Consider the following 26,893-nt stretch of genomic DNA (forward strand, 5'->3'; position numbering starts at 1 on the left):
ACAAACGCGTGCCCGGTGAATGGCCTACTCGAGCCGATCTCTATCGCTGACCTACGAGTGCCGCGGGCTGACCGGTCGGAAGTTCGATTCGGGTCAGGCCGAGGCCAGCACCTCGTCGAACAGTTCGGCGTATCGGTCCTGCGCCGCGCGACGACGGGTGGGCACGTGCTCGGTCGGGACCCGGTTCGCCGGTGCTTCGTAGCCACGCAGGACGAGCTTGGCGACGGTGTCGCGGTGCACCTCGTCCGGGCCGTCGTAGAGGCGGGCCGCCCGGGCCGCCCGGTACATGAAGTCCAGGGGCAGATCCGAGCTGAATCCCAGCGACCCGTGGGTCTGGATGGACCGGTCGATGATGTCGTGCAGGATCTTTGCGCCGAAGTACTTGATCATCGCGATTTCCTTGCGGGCAGCCTTGGTCCCCTGGGTGTCGATCACCCACGCTGCCTGCAGTGTCATCAGACGTAGAGCCTGCATCTCGGCGGCGGAGTCGGCGATCCAGTTGCGAATGGTCTGCTTCTCGCCGAGGAGGCTGCCGTGCGCGAAACGGTAGGTGGCGCGTTCACACATCATGTCGAAGGCACGGTTGGATTGGCCGATCCACCGCATGCAGTGGTGGATTCGGCCGGGGCCGAGCCGCTTCTGGGAGATCAGGAATCCGTCACCTGGATTGCCGAGCAGAGCATCGGCACCCACACGCACATCCCGCAGCACGACCTCGCAGTGCGAGCCGTAGGTGTACTCCCGAGGTGCCGGGTTCTCCATGGACGCGATATCGCGCACCACGTCGAGGCCGGGTGTATCGATCGGAATGATGAACTGTGAAGCGCGGCGGTGCCGCTCGGCGTCGGGGTCGGTGACGGCGACGACGATGACGAAATCGGCGGTCGATGCGTTGCTGATGAACCACTTGTGCCCGTTGAGGACCCAGCTGTCGCCGTCTCTCACAGCGGTGGTCTGCAGGTTCACCGGGTCGGCGCCGGCGTTGTCGGGTTCGGTCAGCGCAAAGGCCGAGTATTTCTCGCCCGCCAGGAGTGGGCCGAGCCAGCGGCCCTTCTGCTCGTCGGTACCTACTGCGGCGAGGATCTCCGCGTTGCCGGAGTCCGGTGCCTGGCAACCGAACACGAGTGGTCCGAGTGGAGAGGAACCGAGAATTTCGTGCATCAGCCCGAGCTTGACCTGACCGTATCCTTGGCCGCCCAGTTCGGGGTCGAGGTGTGCGGCCCACAGTTGCTGGGCTTTGACCTCCCGCTGTAAGGGAGCGATCGCTTTCAGTAGCTGCGGCCACTTCAGCTCGAGAGTTTCGAGCGGTCGGATCTCCTCACGCACGAATGCGGTCATCCAGTCCAGCTTCTGCTGGAACTCGGGCTCGGTGGAAAAGTCCCATGACATGTTTCGTACCTCCGGTATGCGATTGGCGGATCGGGCGATCAAGGGGCGGTCAAAGTGAGAGAAGGGTGCGGTCGAACAGTTGGAGCGCGTACCGGTGGAGGCGGTCACCCACCTCGGTGGGGGCCTGTCCGGAACAGGCGCGGGCATAGGTGCCTTCGAGGATGATGCCGAGCTTGAATCCGGCGAGGGCGGTGTACCAGTCGATGGCGTGCAGATCGCGATCGGTGTTCGCGGCGTATCGGTCCAGTAGTTCCGCACGGGTGGGAAGTCCGCCGGCCGCAGCGAGGCTGCTTTCCAAGAGGTCGGCGCCGCCGTCGGTGTCGGGCCACATCGCGAAGATCCATCCCAGGTCCAGCAATGGGTCACCGATGGTGGCCATCTCCCAATCGACGATTGCCGTAACTGTCGGTTCGGTGCGGTCGAACATGATGTTGGAGACGTGGTAGTCGCCGTGCAGGATGCCCGGTGTCCAATTGCGGGGGCGATTGTCGTCGAGCCACGACGCGATCCGATCGACGCCGGGAAGCAGGACCGTGGAGTAGCCGGGCAGGAGCGTGTACGACTCGAGTTCGCTGTTCCATCGGTCGACTTGACGTTCGAGGAAGCCTTCCGGTCGGCCGAAGTCGGTCAGTCCGATCGCGGTGTGGTCGATCCGGCCGAGTTCGGTCAGTGCGTCGATCATTCCCAGGCCCATGCGATACCGAAGCGTGCGGTCTGTTGCGTGGGCAGGGGACAGGCATTCGCCGGCGTTGTAGCCATCCACAGCGTGCATCAGGTAGAACACCGCACCCAGTACGGTGGTGTCCTCGCTCCCGGCGACGAACGTAGGGTGAGGGACGGGGGTATCGGACAGCGCCCGAAGCAGTGTCATCTCTCGTGACATCATCCGATTCGAGTGCGGGCGAAGATGTTTCGGTCCTCGGCGTAGGACGTACCGGGTCTCGGAGCGTTCGAAGCCGAGCATGATGTTCTGGGTTCCGCCTCCGATGGGTGCGACTGCGGTCAGATCGCCTGTGCCGAGGCCCTGAGCGTCCATCCAGTCCCGCACGGCGGTGAGATCGACTCCGAGGAGGTCGTTGTCTGTGGTGTCGGTCTGCATGATTAGAACGTATCGACCGTGTCTTTCGGTGGCACTGCATGTTTCGAACGAGGTTGTAGACTCCTACAATGCACGTCGGACGTGTACCGATGCTGGTCAGCGGGCTGCGAAGTCGAGGATCTGGAAGGCCAGGCGTGCCGAGAGCAACACGTCGAGGCCGGTCGGGTCCAGGCCGGTCAGCTCCTTGATCTTGCCCATTCGGTACCGCACCGTGTTCTCGTGCACGTCGAGTGTGACGGCCGCGCCTTGCATGCGGCCTTCGGCCGCGACGAAGGCTCTCCAGGTCTCGAGGAGCACCCCGTCGTCGGCGGTACGGACAGTGTGGACGTACTCGTGCGCGAAGCGGACAGCTTCCTTGACGCGACCAGAGCTGACGACGACCCGGAACAAGCCGAGTTCGGTGACATCGAGGACACCCTCGGACCATTCGAACGAATGCGCGATGTCGGCAACCTCCCGCATCTCACGCGCGGCCTGCGGAAAGTCTGTGACCTCACGGCAGATCCCCGAGATCACGGTGACCGAAGTTGCCAGTTCGGGTTGCAGGGATGCCCGTGCGAGGGACACCTGATCACGCAGGCGGGACAGTTCCTCGGCCGATCCGCCGTCGGGTAATGGCACGAGCACGATGATGCTCCCCGGCAGCTTGACGGCCGCCGGTTCGTCGATGCCGAGGATCTCCCGAAACCTGCGCGTGACGAGTCGCTGTGCTGCCGACGCCGTCATTCGGAGATTTGCCGAGAGCGCGAACCGGACCATCACGTGGGGGTGGGTCAGATCAATTCCGAACTGTGGGCCCCGGCGCAGCAGGTGTTCCTTGTCGCGGGTATTGCGCAGGAGGTCGGACAGATAGTCGTCCCGGGCCTGCCCTTGTGTTTCGATCTGCCGGCGTTCCGACAGGATCTGCAGCGACAGTACAGTCGCTCCATGTTCGGCGAGGTTGGTATCGACAGTTTCGAGCGACCTGCCCACTTCGACGATGCCCAGGTATCCGCTGGGTTTTCCTTCGATCACGAGGCGGCACATCAGGTGTCGCCGGCCGAGCCCCACGGACAGAGTCAGTGGGACCACTGCGGATGGTCGTTCCGGGCTCAGTGCAGCGAGTTCTGCCTTGACCGACGGCATGGCGCGGATCTGATCCGAGATCACCGGGGGACGATCGAGGCCGAGTGCAGGAGGGGCAGCCCAGGCGAGTACCCGGAAGTCCTCGTCGTAGAGCACGACGGGTTTGGCTGACAGCTCACTGAGCAGTGTCACGATGCTACGGATGTCGGCGCCTTCGAGAACGGCATTGGTGAGTTTGCGGTGCACGTCGGCCAGGTACGCAAGCGTGTTGCGGCTGCGGGCAATTTCCGACGCCTGACTGCGCAGGCGGACGTTGAGCATCGCTTGGCTGATGAAGAGAGCGCTCAGCTGCGCGAACATCTCGGCGATCTCGATGTCTTCTTGGGTGTAGACGTGCTCGCGGTCCTTGTTGTCGACGAAGAGCAGTCCGATGACTTCACCGTCGAAGACCAGTGGGACGCCCAACATGGCGCGGACCTGCCAGTGCTCCATGGTGCGCCGGTGTGGCCGCGGATCGTTTGCGACGTCATTGATGAGCACGGGCCGCCCGGTTTCGATGACCTCCCGGCTGAACCGGTCGCCCGCGACGCCCGACTCCTGTCGTTTGACGGCCTCGGTGATGTCTCCTTCGTCGGAACAGTGACCAGCGGCACCGCGGAAGCGGCCACCAGGCTTCTTGAGGTAGAGCGACGAGCGTGACACCCCGGTCACACTGCAGAGTTTTACGCATACCGAGCGCAGCAGCTGTTCGAGATCGGCATCGCCGATGGCCTCGCCGGTGATCTCGGCAAAGGCAGTGATGACGTCGCGTTCGCGTGGCCGGCCGGTCGGGAAAGACATCGTCTCGGTGGCAACGTCAGGATGCGGCCTGCTCATCTCGGTATCCGTGCTCGGCAGCGCTGCCATGCTTGTCCCTCACTTCCGCGGATCGATCGCTGCACCCCCCGGTGTTGTCGAAAATCACAATCTACCGCGATCTCAGGTGGCGATCACATCACGGACCTCGGTGTCGAGTTCGTGGCCCATCCTTGCCTGCTTCGTGCGTAGATACCGCACGTTGTGCGCGGTGACGACGGTGGGGAGCGATACTCTGCTGACAATCTCGATCGAATAGCCCTCCAGCCCAACGAGTTTGCTCGGATTGTTGGTGATCAGCCTCATCCGGCGAACGCCGAGGTCGGCAAGGATGCGAGCACCCACTCCGTAGCTCCGCGAGTCGTCGGGCAGACCCAGCGCGCGGTTGGCATCGACGGTGTCGAGTCCTTGCTCCTGCAGTGAGTAGGCGCGGATTTTGTGGGCGAGGCCGATTCCGCGCCCTTCGTGGCCCCGGAGATACACCAGCACTCCGTATCCTTCGCGGGCGATCTCGGCGAGCGCTCGTTCGAGTTGGGCGCCGCAGTCGCAGCGCAAGGATCCGAGGATGTCACCGGTGAGGCATTCACTGTGTACCCGAACCAGCACACCGTCCTGCGTGCGTCCAGCGGCTGCCACGTCGCCCATGACCAGTGCGAGGTGCTCGGTCCCATCGAGGATCGAACGGAAAGCCACCGCCCGGAACTGACCGAATTCGGTGGGCATGGTCGATTCGGCGACGAGTTCCACGAAGGGTTCGGTCGCGGTGCGATACCGGACCAGGTCGGCGATGCGCAGCATCGGCAGACTGTGCTCACGGGCGAACTCGATCAGATCGGTGCCGCGTCGCATCGACCCGTCCTCGGCGACGATCTCGCCGATCACCCCCACGTCGCCGACCCCGGCGAGCCGAAGCAGGTCGACGGTCGCCTCGGTGTGGCCTGCGCGGGCCAGGACACCACCTTCTCGGGCTCGCAGCGGAAAGATATGGCCTGGCCGTCGCAGGTCGGCGGACACCGTCGTATCGGATGCGAGGGCGCGAACGGTCGCAGCCCGGTCTTCGGCGCTGACGCCGGTGCCGGTGGACATGTGATCGACGGTGACGGTGAAGGCGGTGCCTTGCGCGTCTGTGTTGTGTTCGACCATGAGAGGTAGGTCGAGTGCGTCGGCGCGGTGGCCTGTCATCGGTGCGCAGATGATGCCGGTGGTGTGCCGAACGATGAATGCCATCTGCTCGGTGGTGATCGTCGAAGCGGCAGCAACGAGGTCGCCTTCGTTCTCACGGTCGGCATCGTCCACGACAATGACGATGCCGCCGGCGGTGAGGGCTTCGACCGCAAGTTCGACATCCTGGGCGGGGATCCGAGGCATGGCGTTACTCCTGTCCTGCGCTGTGGGTGCCGAATGTGCGCCGGTGATAGGTCAGCGGCGGGTGGTCTGTCCGATCCGCGTGCTCGACGTTCCCGAGAACTACCACGTGGTCACCGCCGTCCACCAGCCCGGCGACACTGCAGGCGACCCATCCGGCTACGCCGTCGATGCGGGGAACACCATCGGACAACGTCCATCCGATGCCGTCGAACTTGTCGGCCCCCTTTCGGGCGAAGGTCAGGGCAAGGTCGCTATGACCACGGCCGAGGACATTGATTCCGAACCTGCCGTATTCACGCACTACGGCGAGTAGGTCGGAGCCGCGATCGAGGGCGACGAGGACCATCGGAGGGGCCACCGACAGTGACGCGAAGGCGCTCACGGTGGTGCCGTGAGGGCGGGCACCGTCAAGCGCGGTCACCACGGTGACCGGGGTGCACACACTGGCCATCACATCACGGAACTCGGCGGTGAAGTCTTGGGTGGCAGTGGAAGTCATTGTTTCCTCCGAAGGGATGGGCAGGCGGTGCCCGGTATGTGTCCGGGCACCGCCCAGCTGGTGTCAGGCGCCGGCCGGAACCGGTGCCTTCATCTTCTGGAGCTCGGGGACGACCTTCTCGCCGTAGAGCTTCAGTGCCTTCTCGGCCTGGTCGATCGGCATGCCACCGAACGCGAATGCGGCGTTGGCGAAGAAGTCGCCGACCTTCTCATGCCGGGCGGCGTACTTCTCGACGATCTGTTCGGGCGTGCCGTAGACGTTGGCCTCGACGTAGGCGTCGGCTGCGGCTTCCATGCCCGCCTCGCGGATCATGTCTGCGCCCACCTGGTATGTCTCGTAGCCCTTCGTGTTCCGCCAGTGCTCGCCGGCGAAGTCGTAGTGCTTGATGACCGAGAGGAAGTAGCGTGCAGTGTGCTCGTAGGCGAGCCGGCGCGCTTCCTCCTCGTCCTCGTGGCAGACCACGAAGTCCTGGATGACCGGCGGCAGCGGCTCGGTGCCCCAGCGCTCACGGTATAGGTCGCGCCACCGGTTGATCGTCTCGACGTGCTTGTCGAACTCGAACTGCATGAAGGTCATCATGCGAACACCGAGGTCGGCGATGACCGGTACAGAGTCGGGCGACATCGCTGCACCGAACAGACGGTCGCGTCCCCACTCGTACGCCGGATTCGGCGCGGGGCGGATGTCGACGCGCGACTGCGGGTAGAACTCCCCGCCTGGGTTGTCGACGACTCCCGTACGCAGGCCTTCGATGGTGATCTCGGCGCCCTCGATGAAGCGTCCGCGGGCTTCATCCATCGGAATGCCGAATGCATCGTATTCCATCTTGGCCAGCCCGCGGCCCATGCCGTAGAGGGCGCGGCCGCCCGACATCATGTCGAGCATCGTCATCTTCTCGACAACGCGGACGGGGTTGTTCCACGGCAGAATCACCGCGCCGGTACCGAGCTTGACGGTGGAGGTGCGTGCTGCGAGGTACGACATGATCTGCATGTTGTCCGGGCACATCGAGTAGTCGTCGAAGTGGTGTTCGGCAGACCAGACCGCGTTGAAACCGTACTTCTCTGCCGCGACGCCCATCTCGAGCTCACGGATGAATACCTCTTGATCGCTGACGTTCTCGTGGTAGTTCTGAAACACGAGCAGCATTCCGACATCCATGGATGATCTCCTTGCGTAAGTGGGTGAATGGGGAGAGAGAATCAGAGGAACACGGCCCGTGTGTGTTCGGTGTCGAGGAACTCCTTGACGGACTGGATGAGTCCGTCTCGGACTTCGAAGACGAAATGGTAGAGGTTGTTGTAGATGCGGCCGTTGTTCATCTCCGAATACGATTCGGTTTCCACGGCGACACGGTCGCCTTCGGCGGTCCATGCAAGCGGGGTCAGTGCGATTGCGCCGGACTTGGTGTTGGCGGACAGGCCGGAGAGCATCTCGCGGAATTCCTGTTTGTCCTTGGTTCCGGAGATCCCCTCGATGGTGCCGGCAACCCACCACGTGGCGGTGGGTGCGAGGTAGCCGAGGATCGATTCGACATTGCCGGTGGAGAAGACCTCCATGAATTCGACGATGAGCTTCTTGTTGGCGGCTTCGAGACTTCCGGCGCTCGCGGCGTTGTCCATGTGAGCTCCTTCGGGAGGGTTACGGCGAAACATGCAGCGTAGGAATAACTTCCGATCTGCTGATGTAGAGGGTAATCGCGCTGATGTGGTGCGGATCACGCCGTCTTTTCGGATCGTTGTAGGCCGCTACAACAATGTGGAGGTCAGGAGCGGGAACTGAATGAGCTCATCAGTCCGCCATCGGTGGCAACGATGCTGCCGGTCATATAGGTCGAATCAGCGACACCCGCGATGACCTGCGCAATCTCCTCGGCAAGGCCCGTGCGACCCATCGGAATCGCCGCGATCAGACGGTCGCGTGCGCGTCCGGCCAACGCGGATGTCATGTCGGTATCCACGACCCCGGGGATCACCAGATTCACCCGGATCCCCCGTGGAGCCAGCTCGACGGCCAACACCTGGGTGAGTCCGTTGAGCCCTGCCTTCGCCGCGCCGTACGCGACATCTCCAGGAAATCCCCGAAACCCCACGACGGCACCGACGTTGATGATCGACGCGCCTTCGGTCAGTCGTGGGACCACGCTGCGAGCGAGCTCGAATGCGCCGGTGAGGTTGGTAGCGAGCACCTCGTCCCAGTGCGTGCGCGAGACGTCACCGATCCGGCCGCCGCGATGCACGCCGGCAGCATTGACAACCACATCGAGCGAGCCGAACGTCTCGAACACCGTGTCCACCGCGAGCCCCAATGCGGACACATCACTGATATCGGTGGGGATCTCCACAACCCGCTCCGGGTGTGTCCACTGCTCGGTGGCGGGCTTGCGTGCGAAAACTGCAACCCGATCGCCGCGCGCGGTCGCGTTCTCGACGACAGCGCGCCCGATCCCGCGGGAACCGCCGGTGACCAGCCAGGTCTTGGATGTACTCATCGGTTCAGGAATCCTGTCAGCTCGGCGAGGTAGCGATCGCGCTCCTCGAGGAACGGTGCGTGGCCACTGGCGGGGAACTCGACGACCTCGGCACGGTGGTTGAGACCCGGTACGGCTTCGGCGGCCGAGAACGGGACGAATGCGTCGGCACGGCCGTGCAGCAGCAAGATCGGGATCTCGAGTGACGTGATCTCCTTGCGCAGATCCACCGTGGCCAGATCGCGCAGAGAATCGTCACCGCGCGGCCCCATCGCCATGAACATGTCCCAGATCGAATCGAGTACGGCCTCGCCGGGGTCCTCGGCGCATACTGCAGCAGCCACCCCGCGGAAGGTTTCCGCGCGGTTGGCGGCAGCCGAGGCCAGCACGCCCTCGACGTCGGCCACTGTTCCACCGTGCGGCCAGTCGTCGGTCGCGGTGTACCGCGGGGAAGCGCCACCGGTCAATATCAGCGCCGAGGCTCGGTCGCCGAGTTGCGCTGCCGCCGCGGTGGCGACGGCGCCGCCGAGCGACCAGCCGTTGATCACCGGTTGTTCGAGGCCGAGGTGGTCGATGAGCCGGACGACATCGGAGGCCAACGTGACGATCGAGACGTCGTCGAAGTCCTTGTCGGAGCGTCCGCAGCACCGCAGATCGACGGTGACAATTTCGTTTCCGTTGGCGCGCAGTGCTGGAAGCGTTGTGTCCCAGGCGCGGGTGGTGGCACCCCAACCATGGATCAGGACGATCGGCCGGCCTTCACCCCGGTGGTGTTCGAAGTAGATGCTGTGGTCGTTTTCGACGGGCAAGAATCCCATTGTGTCCTCCGTTGTGAATGGGGAAGTGGAATCGAATGGATGGGTAGAAGCGGTGGAAGTCGGGGGCTCGCGCAGCGCGCGGGGAATCACGGGTTCACGATCTCGGAATCGGGGGATGACATGCTCGGCGAACAGTTCGAGCGACCGCATGACCTTCTCGTGCTCGAGTCCACCGAAACGCATCCAGCAGATCAGATGCTGCAGGCCGGTCTCGTCGTGCAGGGTGTCGATCTGCCGGATCAATCCCTCCGGGTCTCCTACATAGACGACGCCGCCATCTCGTAGACCCTCGACGGTCATTCCACCTGCTTCTTCGGTCGCGGTAACCAACTCGGCATACCGTTCATATGTCGGCGGCACCCCAGGTCCCTGTGGAACCGCCGCCAGAGCGGCATCGAAATACCAGGTCAGAGCCTCACGTGCGTTCTCGACCGCGACTTTCTCGTTGTCTGCGAGGTGGATCTGCCAGTTCATCGGGAAATCGAGGTCAAGGATGTCGCGACCGTGATCGCGCAACCGTCGCTTCGCGCCGACGACGAAGGAATTCAGTTCGGGCATCGTCATCAACGTGGGGGTGACCAACATGTTGTAGCCCTGGTCGGCAGCCAAGTCGAGGGTCTCGGGACTGATCGAGGCGATGTAGATCGGCGGGGTCGGGCGCTGTACCGGGGTGGGCCGGCAGTCGATCTTGTCGATGTCGAAGTGCCGGCCGTGAAAGGAGAACGGCTCGCCCACGGGCTTGCTCCACAGTCCTCGTATGATCTCGAGAGCTTCGACGAATACTTCCCGGCTCTCACCTTGGATGTCGCCGACACCCATGTTGTGGAACTCCTGGGGCTGGTAGCCGCGGCCCACACCGAAGTCGAGCCGCCCACCGGAGAGCACGTCGACCATCGCGTAGTCCTCCGCGATGCGTACCGGCCAGTCGAAGGTCAGGTTGCTCACCGCGATGCCGATACGCATTCGTTCGGTGCGCTCGGCGATTGCCGCGGCGGCGACCTGCGGAGAGGGCATAGACCCGTAGTCGGAGCCGTGGTGCTCCGCCAGCCATACTTCGTCGAAGCCGAGTTTCTCTGCGTAGGAGATCTGTTCGAGCATCTCCCGGTAGGCCCGCGTGAAATCGTGGTCGGGGCATTCGAGGACGTAGAAGATCCCGAACTTCACGGTGTTCCTCCTCGTGACGACGGATCCCCTGTCGGGGCCGGTGGAACCCGACGCTAATGTGACCGGCGCCTCACGTGAGAGAACCCCCTGCGGGACTGTTGTCGGAATCCACAAACAGGCGATTCTCGACCGCGCTGCGCAGGTGCTTCTTGTCCAACTTGCCCACACTGGTGCGTGGAAGGGACTCGACGATCTCGATGCGCTCGGGCAGCCACCACCGCGGAACGATCTCGGTCAGGGAGTTCAGCACACCGGCAGGATCGAGGGCGTGCCCGCGCTCGGCAGCGACGAACGCCAAGGGCCGTTCTTGCCACCGCTCGTGCGGCACCGCGACCACCGCCGCCTCCACGACGTGCGGAATCGTCACCAGGGCCTGTTCGAGCGCAAGGGAGCTGATCCATTCACCGCCGCTCTTGATCAGGTCCTTGGCCCGATCGACGATGGTCAGGTAGCCCTCGGCATCGATGGTGGCGATGTCGCCTGTGCGCAGCCAGCCGTCGGTGAACGCTTCAGGGTGTTCGTCGCGGAAGTAGCGTTCGGCCACCCACGGACCGCGCATGAGCAGCTCGCCCCTGTCCACGCCGTTGTGGGGAACTACAGCACCGGTGTCGTCGACCAACTTCCACCGCAGACCGGGCAGTAGGCGGCCTTGCCGTCGGATGTAGTCGTATCGCCGCTGAGGGGTACCGGCGGCCGAGCGTGGGGGACGCGCGAAGGTACCCATCGGCGACAACTCGGTCATACCCCACCCCTGGTACGCGGGAACCCCGAGATCTTCTTCGATGCTGCGGATCAACTCCGCCGTCGGAGTCGAACCGCCGAGGACGAGGGCGCGCAGACACGTCAGGTCGATACCCGACGACAGGGCGTGACGGACCAGGTCGACCGCGACCGTCGGCACCATGCCGGTGTACGTGACCTGTTCGTTCGCCAGGATCGTCGCAATATGCGGTACTTGGGGATGCGGCCCGGGAAGAACTTGATCGGCCCCGGACATCAACGCGGCGAACGGAATACCCCAAGCATTGGCGTGGAACATCGGCACGACGTGGCAGACAGTGTCGCGTTCGCCGATCGCGTGCCCGTCGACGAGGCACGCTGTGAACGTATGTAGGTACAGGGCCCGATGTGTATACCCGACGCCCTTCGGTGGGCCTGTGGTACCGGAGGTGTAACACAAGGCGGCAAGGTCGTTTTCGTCCCTAGTCACGGGCTCGGCGAGTGGTTCGGTGGCGGCGATGAGCGCGTCCTGGCATGGCAGAGCAGTATCGTCACCGTCGGTGGTGATGATCGGCATGTGGGGGCGCCGTGTCCGCGCTGCGTCGAGCAACGGAAGCAGCGATGTGTCGGCGAAGACGATTCGATCGTCGGCGTGGTCGACGATGTAGGCGATCTCGTCGGGTTCGAGCCGCAAATTGATGGTGTGCAGTACGGCTCCCGCCAACGGCACTGCCATGTACAGCTCGAGGTGACGGTGGTGGTTCCACGCGAGGGTGGCAACGCGGTCTCCAGGGCGGACACCACGATCGATCAATGCCGCCGCGAGCCGCAGCACTCTGTCGGCGTAATCGCCGTAGGTGTACTCGAAGGTTTTCTCGCCGTCCCGATACTGCGTGATGGATTTGGCGGAGAACAGATCTTGTGCCCGGTACAGGAAGTCTGTGATGACGAGCGGGCTGGTGGAAGCGGTAGCCGGCACCGGGGTCATGCGGTCACCTCCGGTCGGGTGGCGGCGATCGCCGCGCGGACCTGTGGGATCACTTTCGAGGTGAGCAGTTCGATGCGGGCCGAGCCGCTGTCGACGGGTTCGCCGGGCAATTGCGCCCAGAAATGCACGTCCTTGATCTGTGGTCGTGAAGCCAGCAGCGTCGTGAGCTCGGTGACCGCGGTATCGACATCCCAGAGTGTGAACGCCCCGCCGTCGAGGAGGTCCTGTGGCGTCGCGAACGTAGGGACGGACTCGGGCGGGCCGAAGGCGCCCATCTCGATGTACCCGTTGATCTGGTACAGAGCGTGCTGACCGATCCGTGCCCATTCGCGTTCGGGGTCGTCGGCCACTACAGCCCATTGACCTGCATAGATTCGTCCATCTTCCCGCGACCGGCCGACTCGCTCCAGCGCATCGAGATACATACTGTGATGCGCATTCTGCGTGCTGAGGTAGCCATCGGCAATTCGCGCGGCCCGCTCGATGGCGGGTTCGGCCATCGCGCCCACCAGAAGGCGCGGGACGGACTCGGGTTGTGGAGTGACCGGAAGGGCGGGGAAATCGTATCGCTTGCCGTGGAACTCGGTGGGTTCGGCCGACCATGCTCGGCGGATCAGTTCGACGCCCTCTTCGAGGAGGCTGGGCCGGTTCCGGAGGGATCGGCCGAAAGCCGCGAACTCGGGCTGCCAATAGCCTTGCCCCACGCCGAGATCGAACCGTCCGTCGGTGAGCAACGAGAGCGTCGCGGCGTCCTCGGCGAGCCGGATCGGGTTGTGCAGTGGAGACACGATGAGATTCGTGCCTATTCGGAGCGATTCGGTGCGGGCACCGATCGCGGCGCCCAGCACGAACGGCGACGGGGTGTACCCGTCCTCCATGAAGTGGTGTTCGGTCAGCCACACCGACTCGATCCCACAGCTTTCCGCCCAGCGGATCTGTTCGAGACTCTGCCGGTAGAAATCGGTGAAAGTGCGCGGCCATCGAGCCGGGTTGCGAAAGTCGTACCACAGTCCGAAAGTGCAGTGTTGATCGTCCACGGTGTATCTCCTCGATCTCGATCGCATCGGTTATGTCGTGGATCACACAATGTCGTGCCCGCCTCGGCCGGTGAAGGGGTCGGGGCGGGCACGTTTGTCGGCGGGTCCAATCGTCGTCAGAAGTTGCCCTTCGCCGCCCAACCGCCATCGACCGGGTAGATCTCTCCCGTGAGGAAGCTGCCTTCACGCATGAGGTAGGCAACCATCGACGCGATCTCCCCAGGTTCGCCCAGGCGCCGCACGATGTGGGCGTTCGCATTGGCCTGCTTCATCTCGTCGGTGATGTCGGCGAGGATCGGGGTGTCGATCGTGCCGGGGCAGATGGCGTTGATCAGGATATTCTTCTCTCCGTACTCGTACGCGGCCTGCTTCGTCAGCGAGACCACTCCACCCTTCGCCGCGGAGTAGGAAGCCAGATTGGGTAGACCACGCAGAGCCGCCATCGACGCGATGTTCACGATTCGGCCGCCACCACGCTCGATCATGTTCGGGATCACCGCTTGCATACCGAGCCAGACGCCTTTGAGATCGGTGCCGATGACATGTTCCCAGGCCTCTTCCGTGAGGCCGACGACGCTGTCCTCGCTGATCATGTTCACCACACCGGCCACGTTGGCGAGCAGGTCGATACGGCCGTGCCGCCCAATGACCTCGTGCACGGTCTCGGCCCAGTTGCTCTTCAGCCGCACATCCAGTTGATGCGTCTCGGCTTTGCCTCCTATCTCGAGGATCGAGCTGACGGTGCCGGCTGCGTCCTGGATGTCCGCGGCGATTACGGTGGCGCCTTCTGAGGCGAGCCGCTGCGCCGTGGCCTTGCCGATGCCTTGTGCAGCGCCGGTGACAATTGCGATCTTTCCGTTCAACGACATCGAGTTCTCATTTCTCACGTGGGAATGTGTGGGTGGAGCTGGAGCCGAGACAAGGGCTCCTCGCGAGACGGAATCTTTTGGGCACGCGATGTTCCGGTGTCTCCGACTGTCGGTGGCGGCCGGTGCACATCCTGCGTGGTGCACACGATACGAAGCCGGTGCGGTCCCCGGAACACGCTTCGTGTCAGTGGTTGGAGAAGAGTACAAAAACGCCGATCGTCCCACGCTGACACTTGCCGACGGGGAATGTGGCGCTGGGCTCGGCGCGTTAGCACATTCGTGGTTTCGCCGAGATCATCGTCGAGCGCACGCTGCCGGTTGGTGCGGGTGAGATGCCGGCGGCAGTCAGGTCGTGGTGGGTGGCGATCAGCGCTTGTTTCGCTTGTTGTCAGTGTCCGCGCTCAACGACAGCGTCCAGAGCGCGCGTGCTCTTTCCGATCGTTTGCAGCGCTGTCTCGGTGATGACGAGTTCTTGGTGGCACCGTCGCGCCCGCGGTTCGAGGGGGTGGTCTCGGCTGTTCGGCGGTGAGCTGCCCCGAGTCTTCAACGCCGTGACCCCGGGTGAGTACGTTGCGCAACTGTTCGAACCGCTGTTCGACGTGGAGGGAAGCTACCTGAAAGCCGGCTTCGACAACCTACCGGAGCCGCAGCGACACGTATGGCGTTCTCACGATCGACCTCGTGGAGTGGTGCCGAGTCCGCGTTGTCTGTTGGCGGCGTGACGGAGCTGCAGGATCCGTAGGCCACCGGCGATTCCGACGATTGCGGCTCCGCCGATCGCAGCGAACAGCAGCGCCACCCCCAGCGGCAGCGAGAAGTCCCACCCGAACAGTTCGAGGGTGATGCTGTCGAGGTTCTGCAGGATGAACACCAAGAGCAACAGCAGGATGAGTAGCCCGGCGATCAGGGCGGTCCAGAGAGCGCCGGTACGGGTGCCCTTGATGCCCTTACCTCGGGCGACATCGGGATGCAGGTCGCTGCGAGCGTCCGGATCAGGTGTTTTGCCCGATGGTGGCACTGGGCCGCTGCTGTGCCGTGGTGATGGCGAGAAGTCGGGGTTCGGATCGTCTGAGCCCGGGCCCTTCGAGGTGGTCGACATGGTTGGTCGGGTACCCACATTCCGGTCCGGCTATTCCGGCCCGATTCGGCCGAACTCGATGTCCTCTGTGCCGGGATCTGCAAACCGCCGTCCTGCCGGTCAGGGCTCGTTCGATGCGAGGGATGGGCGGGCCTGCAGTGTTCGGATGACTGTGGTGAGCAGCGCGTCGCCGGAGCGTACTTCGTCATCGAGGGCGTTGGCGACGGCGGTCGCTTCGGCGGTGAGGATGGCTGCGTCGGTTTCTCCGACGCTCGACACGATGCGGTCGTAGACGCGGCCGCATTCCTGGGCGACGCGCGCGATGCGTTCGTGTGCGCAGCCTGGGGTACAAACCTGAGGATCTGAATCCTCGAGAAGGCCCAGTGCCTTCCGGAACTTGCCGTCATCCCAGTAGCCGGGCGATGTCCGGAGCCATTCCATCAGCTCATGGTGGTCGGGGATTCCTGCGTCGCAGTCGTTGCGCGGTTCAGCGCCCCGGGCGCCGGTCAAGGCTTCGGTGATCTCGCGGGGGCTCGCGCTCATCGGGTCGAGACCGAGGATAGTGCGGAACACGATGCCGGTGGCCGACGACAGTGGAAGGTTTCGTTCGTCTTCGCTGAACGGCTCGGACAACACCCTCGGATTATCGGAAGCACCTTGTATCCAGCGTTCGAACTGTTTCAACCCGTAGGTGATCGCATTCGCTTCCGGCATTCCGGAGTTACGGCGATAGGCACCGGCGGCATCGCGGGTGGCACCCCAGGCCATCCGGTCGAGATGTCCGATCGGGAACAGCTCTGCGCCGCGGACCGTAGCTGCACGCAACGTCTCCTCATGGGTCTCGGTCACGGCCGGTAGGTTGTGCTCGCCCAGCATGCGAACGAAGTATCGGCCGGCTTCCTCGGCGATGAGACGTTGGGTGAGCTCGGTCAGCTCGGTGCGTTCGGGCGGCAGCATGCGAGCCGGGTCGAGGTGCGCAAGGAGGACGTCGACGAAGCCGTCGAGACGGGATTCGGCCGGTCCGTCACCGGGGACGAAGAAACGGGTGCGGTTGGTATAGAAACCTTCACCGAGCGCAGTGTCGCTGTCCCAGGCGAACGCAGTGGTCGGCGAGGTCGGATGGACTTGGAGTAGCCCTGCGTCCCAGGCGGCGATGAAGAGGTCTTTGCTGAGTGAGGAGTTCGGAGCGATCGTCTGATCGTTGATCTCGATGGGATAGATCAACCCGCCCGTGTCGCCGACTGCGTGGATCACCGACAGGGCTCCGAGCTTTGCGTGGAGTGAGGCCTCGGCAAGGAGCTGCTCTTGGTCTTGGGACTCGACCGGGTAGCGCTCTGCGATCACCTCGCGTCGTGCTTGTTCGATTGTCCCTTGCCCTCGCACTTCCAGCGCTCGTTGGGTGTTGCCATTGAGCGCGCGTGGATTGAGGATTCCTGACGCTTGATCGTCGACTCGAGTGTTGCATCGTCGACACTCGACTGCCTTCCCGAAAAGCGCATCGGTGAGTGCTTGCCTCGAGGTCAAGACCAATTCGCCACTGCACGACGCGCACCAGTATCCGAGCAGCGTCGCGGCCACTGCAGCGGCCGCAGCATAGTGTGCTCCGCCCGACCACATCCTGTAGGGAAGTGCACTGATGCTCTGCTCCCAGACCGGCTCGCCGGTTTCAGGATCGAGCCCTTCCAGCCGCCAATACGCGATTCCTACGTCTTGAAGTGCAGCGGGCGCGTAGGCGTTGATCTCGAGTCGGATGTTGGGTTCCGAGGGCGCGGCGGCGTAAGGCATGCCGGATTGTAACGGCACGTCTCGTCGATTCGGTATGTCGGAATCCCATTTGACGACGGTGACCTCGGGAGTGCGCTGTTCGCATCCGTCTCGACCCGCGGATCGGATCGGCGCTGGCCGGTGCTCGTCGGAGGACTCGTGGGGTTCAGCGCGGCGTCACTCGCCTTGTGATCGTCGACGAGTCGGCGTGGTTGTGGCAGGCCGGACTCGGCCGAGGTGCGGCTGCACCTTCCTCCGACCCACAGTTCACTTTGGCTCTGGCCAGGATCACGGCTCTTGCGCCTGCAGCGATGCGCTCCCGCACGCTCGGACGACGCGTGATTCGTAAACTCTCTGAGCAAGAACACTTCTCGCGCGATTTCCGGCTTCCTGCTGCAGAAATCGCGGGAGCGGGAAGCTGGGGTGGGTGCCGGAAGGAACACCCCGCCGAGCATGTCAGACCTGCTCGCGGGCCCCGCCCTTACCGGCGCACTGGCCTGCGGTTCGACCGTCACGGTGGCCGCGACCGTCACGGTCTCAGGTGGCAGCGTCACCGTCTCGGCAGGTGCAACCGGCGTTTCCCGGAGTGCTGAAGCCACGGTCCGACCCGTTCTCGGTCGGGGGCGGCAAGCGCGTATGCGTAGGGTGCGCCGGCGGAGGTTCCCCACACGCTGTATCTCTCGATCCCCAGCGTGTCGAGGAGTGGCGTGACGATGCCATGCCAGTCGCCGATGCTCGTCATCGGTTGTGGTGCAGAGCGGCCGTATCCCGGCCGCGCGAGGGCAATGAGTTCGATGTTGCGGCGTGCGGCCTCGCTCGCAGCGTCGGGGCTCACCGATGCCGATCCGATGAGGCCGTGGTGGACGAGTACCGGGTATCCGCCTGATGCGTCGAACCGCTGATGTTCCAATGTAATTGGTGCTGCCGCTCGAGAGCCTCGATTCCGGTGCGAGATGAAGATCTGCGACGTCCCTCCGCGCAGAACTGTAGCGGGACTTCACTCGGAAATGGTGGGCTACGTTGCCATGGGCGACACGGGCACCAACGAGATCTGCCCACGCCGCTGTCTCGCGGCGAAAGATGCCACTTCACGGCCGCCTTCGAGCCCGCTCCTGAACAGTCCTTCTGTAGCTGTGCCGGCGTGTATACGGCCTCGGCCACCTGACGGAGCGCGCAGTGAGAGGAGAAAACTTTCGGGCAGAGACCTCTCGCGGGACGGCGGTACAGCGCTATTCTTTGATGGCGACGATTTTGTTCTCGGATGGGTCGAGAAACGGTGATAGAGGACGGGTTCGGGGTATCGACCAGTTCACGTTGCTGCTCGAGAAGCGCTCTGTGGCTACATCGGAGGAACCGACGAAAGGAACGTCGATGACCTACCCACCACCCCCGAATGATCCGCAACAGCCAAGCTATCCGCCCGGCGCATACACACAACAACAGCCACCGCCGAAGAAGCGCAGGAAGTGGCCCTGGTTCCTCCTTGCATTCGTCGTCATCATCGTCATCATCGCCGTGTCGACAACGCTCGGCGGTGACAACAGGAATGGGCAAGTAACCAGCACGGGAGAAGGAGACGCGTCGGCCGTCGAACAAGAATCGGGGGCCACTCCTATCGGATCTACCGTCGAGATCGAAGAGGGAGGTGCACGGTTCAGCGCCACGGTCCAAGACCTTGTGCCGGCTACACCAAGCGAGTTCGGACTGCCTGCACAGGGTGAGTTGTACCAGGTCACGGTTGTACTCGAGGGTATCGAAGGAACTGCGAACGTCAACCCGCTGTACCTGACCGCGCGGGCTGCGGACGGCACCAGCTATTCGGCCGCACTCGGTGCGATCGATGGACAGCTCGCCGCGACCGAGCTTCCTTCAGGTGACGTCATCCGCGGTGCGGTCGCTTTCGATGTCACGGGGCCGCCGATCGCGAGCATCCGCTATGAAGGCGCCCTCGGACAGCAACGTGCTAGCTGGACCGTCGAATAGCGCAGGTTTTCGAGGGGGTCGCCGGTGGCGGGACTGTCGCTCAGTGCTCCCGAATCCCGGGCAGCGGCCACGGCCTCTCGGACGATTTTGCGCCAACTGTCGTAGACGGTGTCGTTCAGTGCCTGGAGTTCGGGGCTTCCCAGGGCTGCGGCCCAGAGTTCGATCCACACGCGCCAGGCGGTGTTCGTCGTCACTCCGTCCGGTAGGTAGGAGGCGAGGAGGCCGCGTAGCCCCTGAGGACTGAGCAGATCGATTACCTCCGAGATAATCGACTTCCGTCACAGCCGACGCCGACTATGGACTCAACGCAGCGCGAACGCTGCGCCGTCGAAACGAAAGGCTGTGCCGTGCATACTCCCGTCGATCTCTACCTCGAAACATGGAACGCAACCGATGCCGCGACCCGTGAACGCCTACTCGCCGATCACTGGTCCGAAGCCGCGACCTACACCGACCCGATGGTCGATGTTGCCGGCCACGACGAAATCAGTGCCACGATCGCTGCTGTACAGGCCCAGTTCCCGAGCTATGTGTTCTCGCTTGTCGGCAGCATCGACGCGCATCATCGACAGACCCGATTCCAGTGGGGCCTCGGCCCCGCGCACGCCGAGCCGGTTGTGATCGGCTTCGACGTGCTCGTCAGTGACGAGGGCGGCCGCATTCAGTGTGTCCATGGCTTCCTCGACAAGGTGCCTGGGTGAGGTCTCTGGCCGTCACTGCCGTCGTAGTTCGACCCAGATCTGAGCGAGTGCCCGCGAAATCTCCTCGTTCCGGATGACTCCGTCGTCGTCGACGTCGTCCCGCCCCACCGGTACGGCAATGCACGCCGTCGGGATCAATTGTGCTCCAACGTAATCGAGAACAGTCTCGAGGGTGCTCACGGCGCCGCGCCCGCGACCGGGTGCGGCGGCGTTGATCCACGCCACCGGTTTGTCGGTCATCTCGGTTCCTCCGACGGTCCAGTCCAGAAGGTTCTTGAAGCTGCCGGGCAGGGTGCCGGCGTATTCGGGTGTGCAGAACAGTACTGCGTCTGCGGCTCGGATGAGTTGCCTGAGAGTGGATACTTCGTCGGGGAGTGGATCGTGGTCGTCGTCGGGGCTGAACGCGGGAAGGGCCGACAATCCGCGGTAGATCGTTGTGGTCGCTGTGGGCGGCGCCGAGGCGGCGACCGACGCGAGAGCGGCAGCGTTGGTCGATTTCGCTCTCGTACTCCCGGATAAGAGCAGTAGGTTCACAAGATCGATGCTCCCACGCACGCTGTATCGCTCGTTCTTGGTGGTGGCGCCGCGGGTACCCAACCGGTTTGCGTCGAAACCACGCCGGATGCTCGCGCATGCAGCAAGATCACAAAGGACCACATTCCTCGACCGTCAGGAACTTCGATGCGACCGATTGCCCGCGCCGCCCTGATCGCTGCGGCGACTGTTCCCTTGGCCATGGCAGCTCCTGCTGTGGCCTCAGCAGCCAACGCAGGCGATGTCGCCTACGCATTCGGTGTCGACGGCACGAGAGTGACCAACACGATCACCAACAACACCGGGGGAGTGCTCCTCTGCACGACGTCGCTCGCTTCCGCGCCGGGCGGTGTGCTGCCTCCGATCTGGGAAGTTACGGGGTCGGGCCAGACGCTCTACACGTCGGGCGAGGTGCAGCCCGGCACCACCACACAGACGGTGACGGAAATTCCCGACGGCTCATATGTCGTGTTGGCGACGTGCGGTAATGCCGACAACACGGCCATGTGGGCGTCGGACTATCCCGGTATCGGTGAGATTCTCGACCTCTTCCCATTGACGGCTTTCGCTGTCCAGCAGGCGTCCACGGTCGTCACAGTGCCCGGCGCAGCTCCCGCTCTGCCCGCTCCGGGCGCCGGAGCTCCGCCCTTCGGCAGTAGCTGAGAACAGGTCTGGAGATTCCTCATTGCAGTGAACTCAGGCAATGACAATCCAAGGCACTGAAATGCCGTTCGGCCAGGGATTCGGTAACGACCCACAGGTGCTGGGCGATCGGTTGTGTGTGACCGACCTTGACATCCTCGCACTCCTCACGATCCTCTGGGGAGGACTCTCGATGTTCCGAAACTCATCGGACGCGGAGCCGCAGTGCCGATACTGCGAGACAACGCTCGATCCCGACACGAGCGGCTTCTGTTCGTCCGACTGCGAGATCGAGTTCACCGACTCGAACTTCGTGTGACTGAGGCCGGACGGAAGCGGTAACGACCGAGTTCAGCCACACGATGTCCCGGTCGAGCTGATTGTCGGATTCGTGAGGAGTTGTTGTGGGCATCGAGGTCGCGTCGCAGTACCCCATTGCCGTCGTCGATGAGCAGCCAAGTCGAGTGGCTGTCTGGCACGTCGACGTCAGTGGCGACATTCCTGCGGGCATGTCGCGCCTGACGGGGTCCTGGGTCGTCGACGCCTCCGACACCGAAACGCTGACTACTCTGCTCACCGACCGCTATGTTGCACGCTGCGATCCTGCGTCCGCGCACTCGGTTGTAGAACAATTCTCGATCAGTGGACGAATTGATCTGGATGCCACCGTTGATGCAGTTCGTACCGAGATCCTGGAATTGGACAAACTCTTCACCGAGCATGTCGCCTCGGTGAAAGGAAAGCTCGTCCGGCCGGTCTGGCCCGATGTTCCCGACCCGCGTGCCGTCGTACTGCGACCGGTCAGTGCACCCGACGAGCCGCGACGTAAAGGCGCCGACGCTCTCGATCTGGCACGGGGCATCCGCGACCTCGCAGATGCTTGGGCTCAGATCGAAGCGCTCCGTGCCGCACGTCCTTTCCTTGCTGAGCCGGCAGGAAAAGCTATGCGGCCACTTCCCCTGGAGGTCTCGTGACACCGACATGGGAGCAGGTCCGAGGATCGAACTACGGCACGATGGGACGTACCATCTGCGGAACTGTCCACCGGGCCGACGGATCGTGGAGCCGCATATGGCATGCGCCCGAGGAGACCTGGCGCTACGAGAACGAAGCCGGTGAGCCCACTCGCATCGAGAACACCACCGACAGATGGTTCCGCGACGAGAACGGCACGATGGTGCACTCTGTCAAGTCTCCCTACACGCTCTACGCAACCGTGGGTGTTGCTTCGCCGTCTTATCTCCTCCGCGCCTACGAGATGTTTCCTCCCTCCGGAACACGTGGGGGCAGCGACCAAGGATTCGTCGCCCCGAGTGCACCCAGAGCAGTCCGCGTTCGTGGCCGCGACGGCTGGGAGGTGAGCGCCCACGACCAGCGTGCGAACCAAGCGGTCAGCTACGTGTTCGACGCGGAACTCGGCATCGCACTGCGGTGGCAGCGCGGCGACGACTGGATGGAACTCGAAAATCCCATCCTCGATGAATCATTCGAGCCCACATTGTTCACATGGACAGGGCCGTCGCACCGAGCCGAGGACGACGCCGCGAAATATCAGCGCGAGCGCGAGGAGCGTCAGCGCGTTCTGGCCGCGATTCCTCAAGCGCTCCCGACGTGGCTGCCGCTGAGGATAAACGCACAGTCCCAATCCGGCGAGGCCCGCACGGGCGAACTGAGGGTGTCGATCAGCGGGCAAGCGCCACAATTCACGCTGCGCCGATGGGTGAGCGCAATCGGTGAACCGAAAGCCGAAGGGCCCAGCGATTCGACGCCGGAACGCTACCGCCATTCCATCGGCGACTGGACGTACGAGATCCGCAGTCACCAGGACATCAGCCGGGACGACTGCGCTCGGATCGTGGATTCGATCGTGCCGGTCGATCCACCGAATCGCGACCCCGCCGAGATCGCTGCCGAACTCGTTGCCGAGGAACACGATCGCCGCGAAGCAGAGGTGCTCGCCACCCTCGGCACCGGGCGGGTTCTCACCGACCATCTCGAAGACGAGTCACTGTTCATCCGCACCGACTTCACCGACGACGCTGCCTGGCGCGACATTGCCGTCGCAGCTATGGCCCCGGTACCGCAGGGAGACGGCACCGAATTCGCCGCCTACCTCACTTGCATCGACAACCCGGAGTACGACGGGTTGACCGTCGACGGGCTTCTCGAAGCAATAGGCGAGTCCCCGACGTACTACGCGTTTCTCGTCGACGCCGAGACGGTGACGAACCCCGAGATGCCCATCGTCGTCGTTTACACCGAGCCCGACGAACCGGAACGGCCGCGCGGGAGAACCTTCCGTGTCATTCCTTCCGAGATGTGGGGCGTGGAGAACAACCTGTCGATCGCGAACATGGACTTCGAATCCTTCGCAGACAGCGCCGACGAGGACGGGGTGTTTCGGGGTTTCCCGGAACCGGAGCGACCCGTCGAGGAGGTGACCACCCGCGAGATCGCGCAGTGGATAGCAGACGATGTCGATACCGACGTGCTCCGGGAGTTCCATGCCCAGATCGCCGGCCGAAAGTATCGCTATCCCGTGTCGCTGTTCGAGGCCGATCTGGCGGAGGTGCACGCTCACACCCGCGACACCGAACACGGAGAGCATGCCGCACTTCTCGGCTACGACGAGTTCCTGGACGCGACTGCGGCTGGGGGACCGGCGCTGCGCGGTACTGTGCCGACGCACAACGGCTACTGGACATTCGTCCTCGACCGCGTTTCCCATCGACCGATCGCGGCGTATCGCATCACGCACGCGCCTTACGTGCCCCCGGCTCCTCAGGATGGAGTGCGGCAACCGATGAGGTTCGAGGTGCCGTTCGTATGCACTGAACCGGTCTCGTTCTCGACGTTGACCGATGACGACGATTTGATCGACCGAGATGTCGTGCAGCGAGCGGTTCTGGCCGAAGCTGCACGGCTGCATCCCGACAGTGAGATTGCCGGTGGCGTACCTACTCTCCAGCGGATCCCGCGTCTCGTGGGTTTCAATATCGGATGCTACGTGCACATCGACGGCCGGCCGGTGTTCTATGTGTCCATCGTGACCGACGTCGACGACGAGTTCATCGTCCAGGAGGTGCCGCCCGAGGGGATGCGGGTGGTTGGTCCAGGGGAGGCGTGAGGAAGCCTTCGGCGCTTCTTCCGCGTCCTTCGTGGTGAGCTTCGACGTAGCGAAACTGCCCGCAGATGAGGTGGCTTCGGCGACCCCGTCTGTCGCCGTGAGAAGGACGACTGCGGGTAACCGGTGGCGGATGTCGCGGACCCGATCCGGAACACCCGTGTTGCAGGATCCGGATCCGGAGCAACACCGATGACCTTACCCACCGAAACCGGCTCTGCACTTCGGGACGAATCCGCTATTGAATGCAGCACTCTTCGGCCAGCGCGCGGTCACCCTTCGCTATTTGCAAGTGGTCTTGTCATCGCCGTATCACTCGTTCCGTGCTCGCCGTGAAAAATACGCGAGTATCAGCCGATCCCGACTCGGTTGCAAGATCAACAAAATGCGTATCCGATAAAGCCCTAGTCTTATTTCGGAGCGGCGCACCTTGCTCGGAAGTCGGATCCGTCTAAAAAGTCCGAGTGCGACCCTGTCGTTCGGGATCGGTCGAGGTGCGCCGAGGCGGGTGTGTGTATATCGCTGGACTGCATGAGAACTGAAGATGAACTAGGTGCAACGCGGCGTCACGGGTTGACGGCAACTGTGCAGCTCATGTCGGGTATAGGCTGCCGCGGCCGGATCTGATTCTCGTTGGTTCGATCGTGCGGGAAGGCAATATGAATTTCTTTCCGGTCCCAACCGTTGTCATTTGCCATTTGGGTCAATGCGGGCAATTGCATCATTTCGGAGGCTTGGGGATAGGAAACCCTCACTATGCGGGGGCGTGAGGAATGTTTTATCGACCCTGTAACAAGCGGCGGCGCAATTGCCATATCTCAGATGGCATGCCTGCCCGATTTCCGTTTCTCGTAGAGAAGTGAATGACATGACCTCTGTCGATCAGACCCGTAAACGCCGCAAGATCCGCGCTGTCCTCGCCTCCGGGCTCGTCCTCGGCGTCGGCGCGGCCATCACGCTCGCCGCGTGGAGTGACACCGTGTGGGGTAGCTCGACATTCGGCACCACCGGTAGCGACTTCGATATCCAAGGCTCCTTCGACAACGGCACCAGCTGGGACGACTACCTCTCGCCGGCCACCGCAGGGACCATGACCTTCGCTCAGCAGGCCGACGCGCTGGTGCCCGGCGAACCGGTCTATCAACTCGTCGGATTGCAGGAGGTCGAAAACAACTTCGGGGCCGACATCGAGTTGTCCAAGGACAACGCTGACGGGTCCGGACTGGCCAACCTCGTGACCGTGGCGGTTGCAGATGCCGGTGCCGGAGAGACCGCTCCCGCCTGCGACGCATCTGCTGATTTCGGTACGGGTGTCACTATCGGCGCCGCCTCGACTTCGATGCTGAGCACTACCGTGGAGGCCAACGGGTTCCGCTGGGTGTGCTTCTCGGCCGAGCTCGCGGCGGACGCCACCGTCGAGGCCGGCGGCCTGGAGTCGCAGCCGATCCTGTGGGAATTCGCTGCCACCAGCACCGAATAACCAACTCGCGCGTGCGGTGACCTGCTCCATCGGGGGCGGTCATTGCACGCCCCGGTCTTGACCATGGTGGGCATCTCTGCCCCAGCACAGGAGTGAATCGATGGCGGACACTTCCGCAGCGCACCGATCTCAGTACCCGGACCGTGCTCCACGCACGAAGCGACGGTCGCTGCGGTCCTATCTGGCAGGCGGGGTGATGAACCTGCTCGCCCTCGGCGGAGTGGTGTGCATTGTTCTCGTCATTGCCGCTGTGCTACTGAATATTTCACTCATCATGTTCAAGACCGGGTCGATGTCGCCGGCCATCCCCGCCGGATCGCTGGCAGTGGTGAAGGAGATCTCGGCCGACGACATCGCCATCGGCGATGTCGTCACTGTCGATCGCCCCGGCGAGCTGCCCGTCACCCACCGCGTCATCGCGGTGCATCCGCAAAGGGCGGGTGAAGCGCTCATCGAAATGAAGGGTGATGCCAACCCCGGGCCGGACCCCGGCATGTATCGCGTGGAGCAGGTACGCAAGGTGTTGTGGTCGGTTCCGGACCTGGCGCGTGCGGTGGTGTGGTTGTCGAACCCGTATGTGCTCGGGTCGCTCACTATCGGTGCGTCGGCGCTGGTGCTGTGGGCTTTCTGGCCACGGCGCGACGACGACGGGCAGACGTCTGCAGAGCCGGAGGAACGACCGTGAATCGTCGCAGACCGGTGCAGCTGACCTTGGTAGGGCTCGGTGTGTTGAGCATCGTCGCGCTCGTGGTGGTCAACGGTGGTCTTGTCGGCCAGACCATGGCGTCGTGGAGCGACCGTGTACTCGGTGGTTCGGTATTCCGCACCGCTGAAGTGGAGCAGGTGTATGCACGTGCTTTGTCCGCTCAAGGCAGGATCCAGCGGACCGCGACCATCGGAACTTTCGGTCCGGTCAGCTCATTCACTGATTCGCAGAGCTCTGACCCGTTGGTAGAGACCGGTTGGAAGCCGACTATCAACGGCGGGTTGCTCAACTTGCTGTCGGTGAGAGCAGAGGGTCGGTCTTGTAGTCGTTCGATGAACGCTGCTCCCCGGGAGTGCATTCCTGCTTCTAGCTCGGGGGTGCCGGTTCAGGGTGCCGTCAAAGTCTTCTAACATGCGGATGACCTGGGGTTTTGCATGGTGACACGCCGGAGAATACGGATGCGAGTGCGGGCACAGCGCTCACGTGAAAATGGAAGTTCTGACGCTCACATCTGCAAGGAACGCCATGCCCGCCTCCACA

At 63.4% G+C, this 26,893-nt stretch carries 25 protein-coding genes; 8 read left to right on the forward strand and 17 right to left on the reverse strand.

What is annotated here, in order from left to right; translation table 11 throughout:
• Positions 1-93: 93 nt before the first annotated feature.
• From EV641_RS18650 to EV641_RS18720, 15 genes are all read right to left on the reverse strand, one after another.
• Positions 94-1,389, reverse strand: a complete 1,296-nt coding sequence (locus EV641_RS18650) for an acyl-CoA dehydrogenase family protein (protein WP_132473649.1) — start codon at positions 1,387-1,389, stop codon at positions 94-96.
• A 49-nt stretch (positions 1,390-1,438) separates the two neighbouring features.
• The gene (locus EV641_RS18655) at positions 1,439-2,488 is read right to left on the reverse strand and encodes a phosphotransferase family protein (protein ID WP_054718441.1); all 1,050 of its coding nucleotides are present in this window, start codon (positions 2,486-2,488) and stop codon (positions 1,439-1,441) included.
• Positions 2,489-2,584: 96 nt separating this feature from the next.
• Positions 2,585-4,459, reverse strand: coding sequence for a GAF domain-containing protein (locus EV641_RS18660; protein ID WP_241997343.1), 1,875 nt, complete (start codon positions 4,457-4,459; stop codon positions 2,585-2,587).
• 72 nt (positions 4,460-4,531) lie between these two features.
• Positions 4,532-5,776 carry a bifunctional 3,4-dihydroxy-2-butanone-4-phosphate synthase/GTP cyclohydrolase II gene (locus EV641_RS18665; RefSeq protein ID WP_132473651.1) on the reverse strand — a complete coding sequence of 415 codons (1,245 nt, stop codon included), beginning with the start codon at positions 5,774-5,776 and terminating at the stop codon, positions 4,532-4,534.
• A gap of 4 nt (positions 5,777-5,780) precedes the next feature.
• Positions 5,781-6,275 carry a flavin reductase family protein gene (locus EV641_RS18670; protein ID WP_054714122.1) on the reverse strand — a complete coding sequence of 165 codons (495 nt, stop codon included), beginning with the start codon at positions 6,273-6,275 and terminating at the stop codon, positions 5,781-5,783.
• Positions 6,276-6,338: 63 nt separating this feature from the next.
• Positions 6,339-7,436, reverse strand: coding sequence for an LLM class flavin-dependent oxidoreductase (locus tag EV641_RS18675; protein WP_054714124.1), 1,098 nt, complete (start codon positions 7,434-7,436; stop codon positions 6,339-6,341).
• A 41-nt stretch (positions 7,437-7,477) separates the two neighbouring features.
• The gene (locus tag EV641_RS18680) at positions 7,478-7,897 is read right to left on the reverse strand and encodes a nuclear transport factor 2 family protein (protein WP_054714127.1); all 420 of its coding nucleotides are present in this window, start codon (positions 7,895-7,897) and stop codon (positions 7,478-7,480) included.
• A gap of 143 nt (positions 7,898-8,040) precedes the next feature.
• Positions 8,041-8,766, reverse strand: coding sequence for an SDR family NAD(P)-dependent oxidoreductase (locus EV641_RS18685; protein WP_132473653.1), 726 nt, complete (start codon positions 8,764-8,766; stop codon positions 8,041-8,043).
• A complete protein-coding gene (locus EV641_RS18690; RefSeq protein WP_132473655.1) occupies positions 8,763-10,727 on the reverse strand; it encodes an LLM class flavin-dependent oxidoreductase in 1,965 nt (654 codons plus the stop codon). Before EV641_RS18690 ends, EV641_RS18685 begins: the two co-directional genes overlap by 4 nt.
• Before the next feature lie 70 nt (positions 10,728-10,797).
• Positions 10,798-12,435: a long-chain-fatty-acid--CoA ligase gene (locus EV641_RS18695; RefSeq protein ID WP_132473657.1), complete on the reverse strand. Its 1,638-nt coding sequence runs from the start codon at positions 12,433-12,435 to the stop codon at positions 10,798-10,800.
• Positions 12,432-13,472: an LLM class flavin-dependent oxidoreductase gene (locus EV641_RS18700; protein ID WP_132473659.1), complete on the reverse strand. Its 1,041-nt coding sequence runs from the start codon at positions 13,470-13,472 to the stop codon at positions 12,432-12,434. Before EV641_RS18700 ends, EV641_RS18695 begins: the two co-directional genes overlap by 4 nt.
• 116 nt (positions 13,473-13,588) lie before the next feature.
• Positions 13,589-14,341, reverse strand: a complete 753-nt coding sequence (locus EV641_RS18705) for an SDR family NAD(P)-dependent oxidoreductase (protein WP_132473661.1) — start codon at positions 14,339-14,341, stop codon at positions 13,589-13,591.
• Positions 14,342-15,008: 667 nt separating this feature from the next.
• Positions 15,009-15,440 (reverse strand): lipopolysaccharide assembly protein LapA domain-containing protein, encoded by a 432-nt coding sequence (locus EV641_RS18710; protein ID WP_132473663.1) that lies wholly within the window; start codon positions 15,438-15,440, stop codon positions 15,009-15,011.
• A 99-nt stretch (positions 15,441-15,539) separates the two neighbouring features.
• A complete protein-coding gene (locus EV641_RS18715) occupies positions 15,540-17,204 on the reverse strand; it encodes a hypothetical protein (protein ID WP_132473665.1) in 1,665 nt (554 codons plus the stop codon).
• 529 nt (positions 17,205-17,733) lie between these two features.
• Positions 17,734-18,093, reverse strand: a complete 360-nt coding sequence (locus EV641_RS18720; RefSeq protein WP_132473667.1) for an alpha/beta fold hydrolase — start codon at positions 18,091-18,093, stop codon at positions 17,734-17,736.
• Between the two features lie 461 nt (positions 18,094-18,554).
• Between EV641_RS18720 and EV641_RS18725 the strand changes: the two genes are divergently transcribed.
• The gene (locus tag EV641_RS18725) at positions 18,555-19,166 is read left to right on the forward strand and encodes a DUF1942 domain-containing protein (protein ID WP_132473669.1); all 612 of its coding nucleotides are present in this window, start codon (positions 18,555-18,557) and stop codon (positions 19,164-19,166) included.
• Here the strand turns inward: EV641_RS18725 and EV641_RS18730 are convergent.
• On the reverse strand, positions 19,118-19,435 hold the full coding sequence (locus EV641_RS18730) for a TetR family transcriptional regulator C-terminal domain-containing protein (RefSeq protein ID WP_132473706.1): 318 nt from the start codon (positions 19,433-19,435) through the stop codon (positions 19,118-19,120). The genes EV641_RS18725 and EV641_RS18730 overlap by 49 nt on opposite strands.
• Before the next feature lie 78 nt (positions 19,436-19,513).
• Here EV641_RS18730 and EV641_RS18735 point away from each other — a divergent pair, with 78 nt between their 5' ends.
• Complete coding sequence (locus EV641_RS18735) at positions 19,514-19,867, forward strand: nuclear transport factor 2 family protein (RefSeq protein WP_054713498.1); 354 nt, start codon at positions 19,514-19,516, stop codon at positions 19,865-19,867.
• 12 nt (positions 19,868-19,879) lie between these two features.
• On the opposite strand, the gene EV641_RS18740 is transcribed toward EV641_RS18735, so the two are convergent.
• Positions 19,880-20,401, reverse strand: coding sequence for an NADPH-dependent FMN reductase (locus tag EV641_RS18740; RefSeq protein ID WP_241997345.1), 522 nt, complete (start codon positions 20,399-20,401; stop codon positions 19,880-19,882).
• A 147-nt stretch (positions 20,402-20,548) separates the two neighbouring features.
• Here EV641_RS18740 and EV641_RS18745 point away from each other — a divergent pair, with 147 nt between their 5' ends.
• From EV641_RS18745 to EV641_RS18770, 6 genes are all read left to right on the forward strand, one after another.
• The gene (locus tag EV641_RS18745) at positions 20,549-21,064 is read left to right on the forward strand and encodes a hypothetical protein (protein ID WP_132473673.1); all 516 of its coding nucleotides are present in this window, start codon (positions 20,549-20,551) and stop codon (positions 21,062-21,064) included.
• 40 nt (positions 21,065-21,104) lie between these two features.
• On the forward strand, positions 21,105-21,362 hold the full coding sequence (locus EV641_RS18750; protein ID WP_132473675.1) for a hypothetical protein: 258 nt from the start codon (positions 21,105-21,107) through the stop codon (positions 21,360-21,362).
• Between the two features lie 85 nt (positions 21,363-21,447).
• A complete protein-coding gene (locus EV641_RS18755) occupies positions 21,448-22,017 on the forward strand; it encodes a hypothetical protein (protein WP_132473677.1) in 570 nt (189 codons plus the stop codon).
• A complete protein-coding gene (locus tag EV641_RS18760) occupies positions 22,014-24,170 on the forward strand; it encodes a hypothetical protein (protein ID WP_132473679.1) in 2,157 nt (718 codons plus the stop codon). The genes EV641_RS18755 and EV641_RS18760 overlap by 4 nt, the downstream gene beginning before the upstream one ends.
• Positions 24,171-25,035: 865 nt before the next feature.
• Entirely contained in the window at positions 25,036-25,647 is a 612-nt protein-coding gene (locus EV641_RS18765) for a hypothetical protein (protein WP_132473681.1), read from the forward strand.
• A gap of 100 nt (positions 25,648-25,747) precedes the next feature.
• Positions 25,748-26,332 carry a signal peptidase I gene (locus EV641_RS18770; RefSeq protein WP_132473683.1) on the forward strand — a complete coding sequence of 195 codons (585 nt, stop codon included), beginning with the start codon at positions 25,748-25,750 and terminating at the stop codon, positions 26,330-26,332.
• The last annotated feature ends 561 nt before the right edge of the window (positions 26,333-26,893 follow it).

Origin of the sequence: Rhodococcus sp. SMB37, from assembly GCF_004345605.1 — a bacterium.
GTDB lineage: Bacteria > Actinomycetota > Actinomycetes > Mycobacteriales > Mycobacteriaceae > Rhodococcus.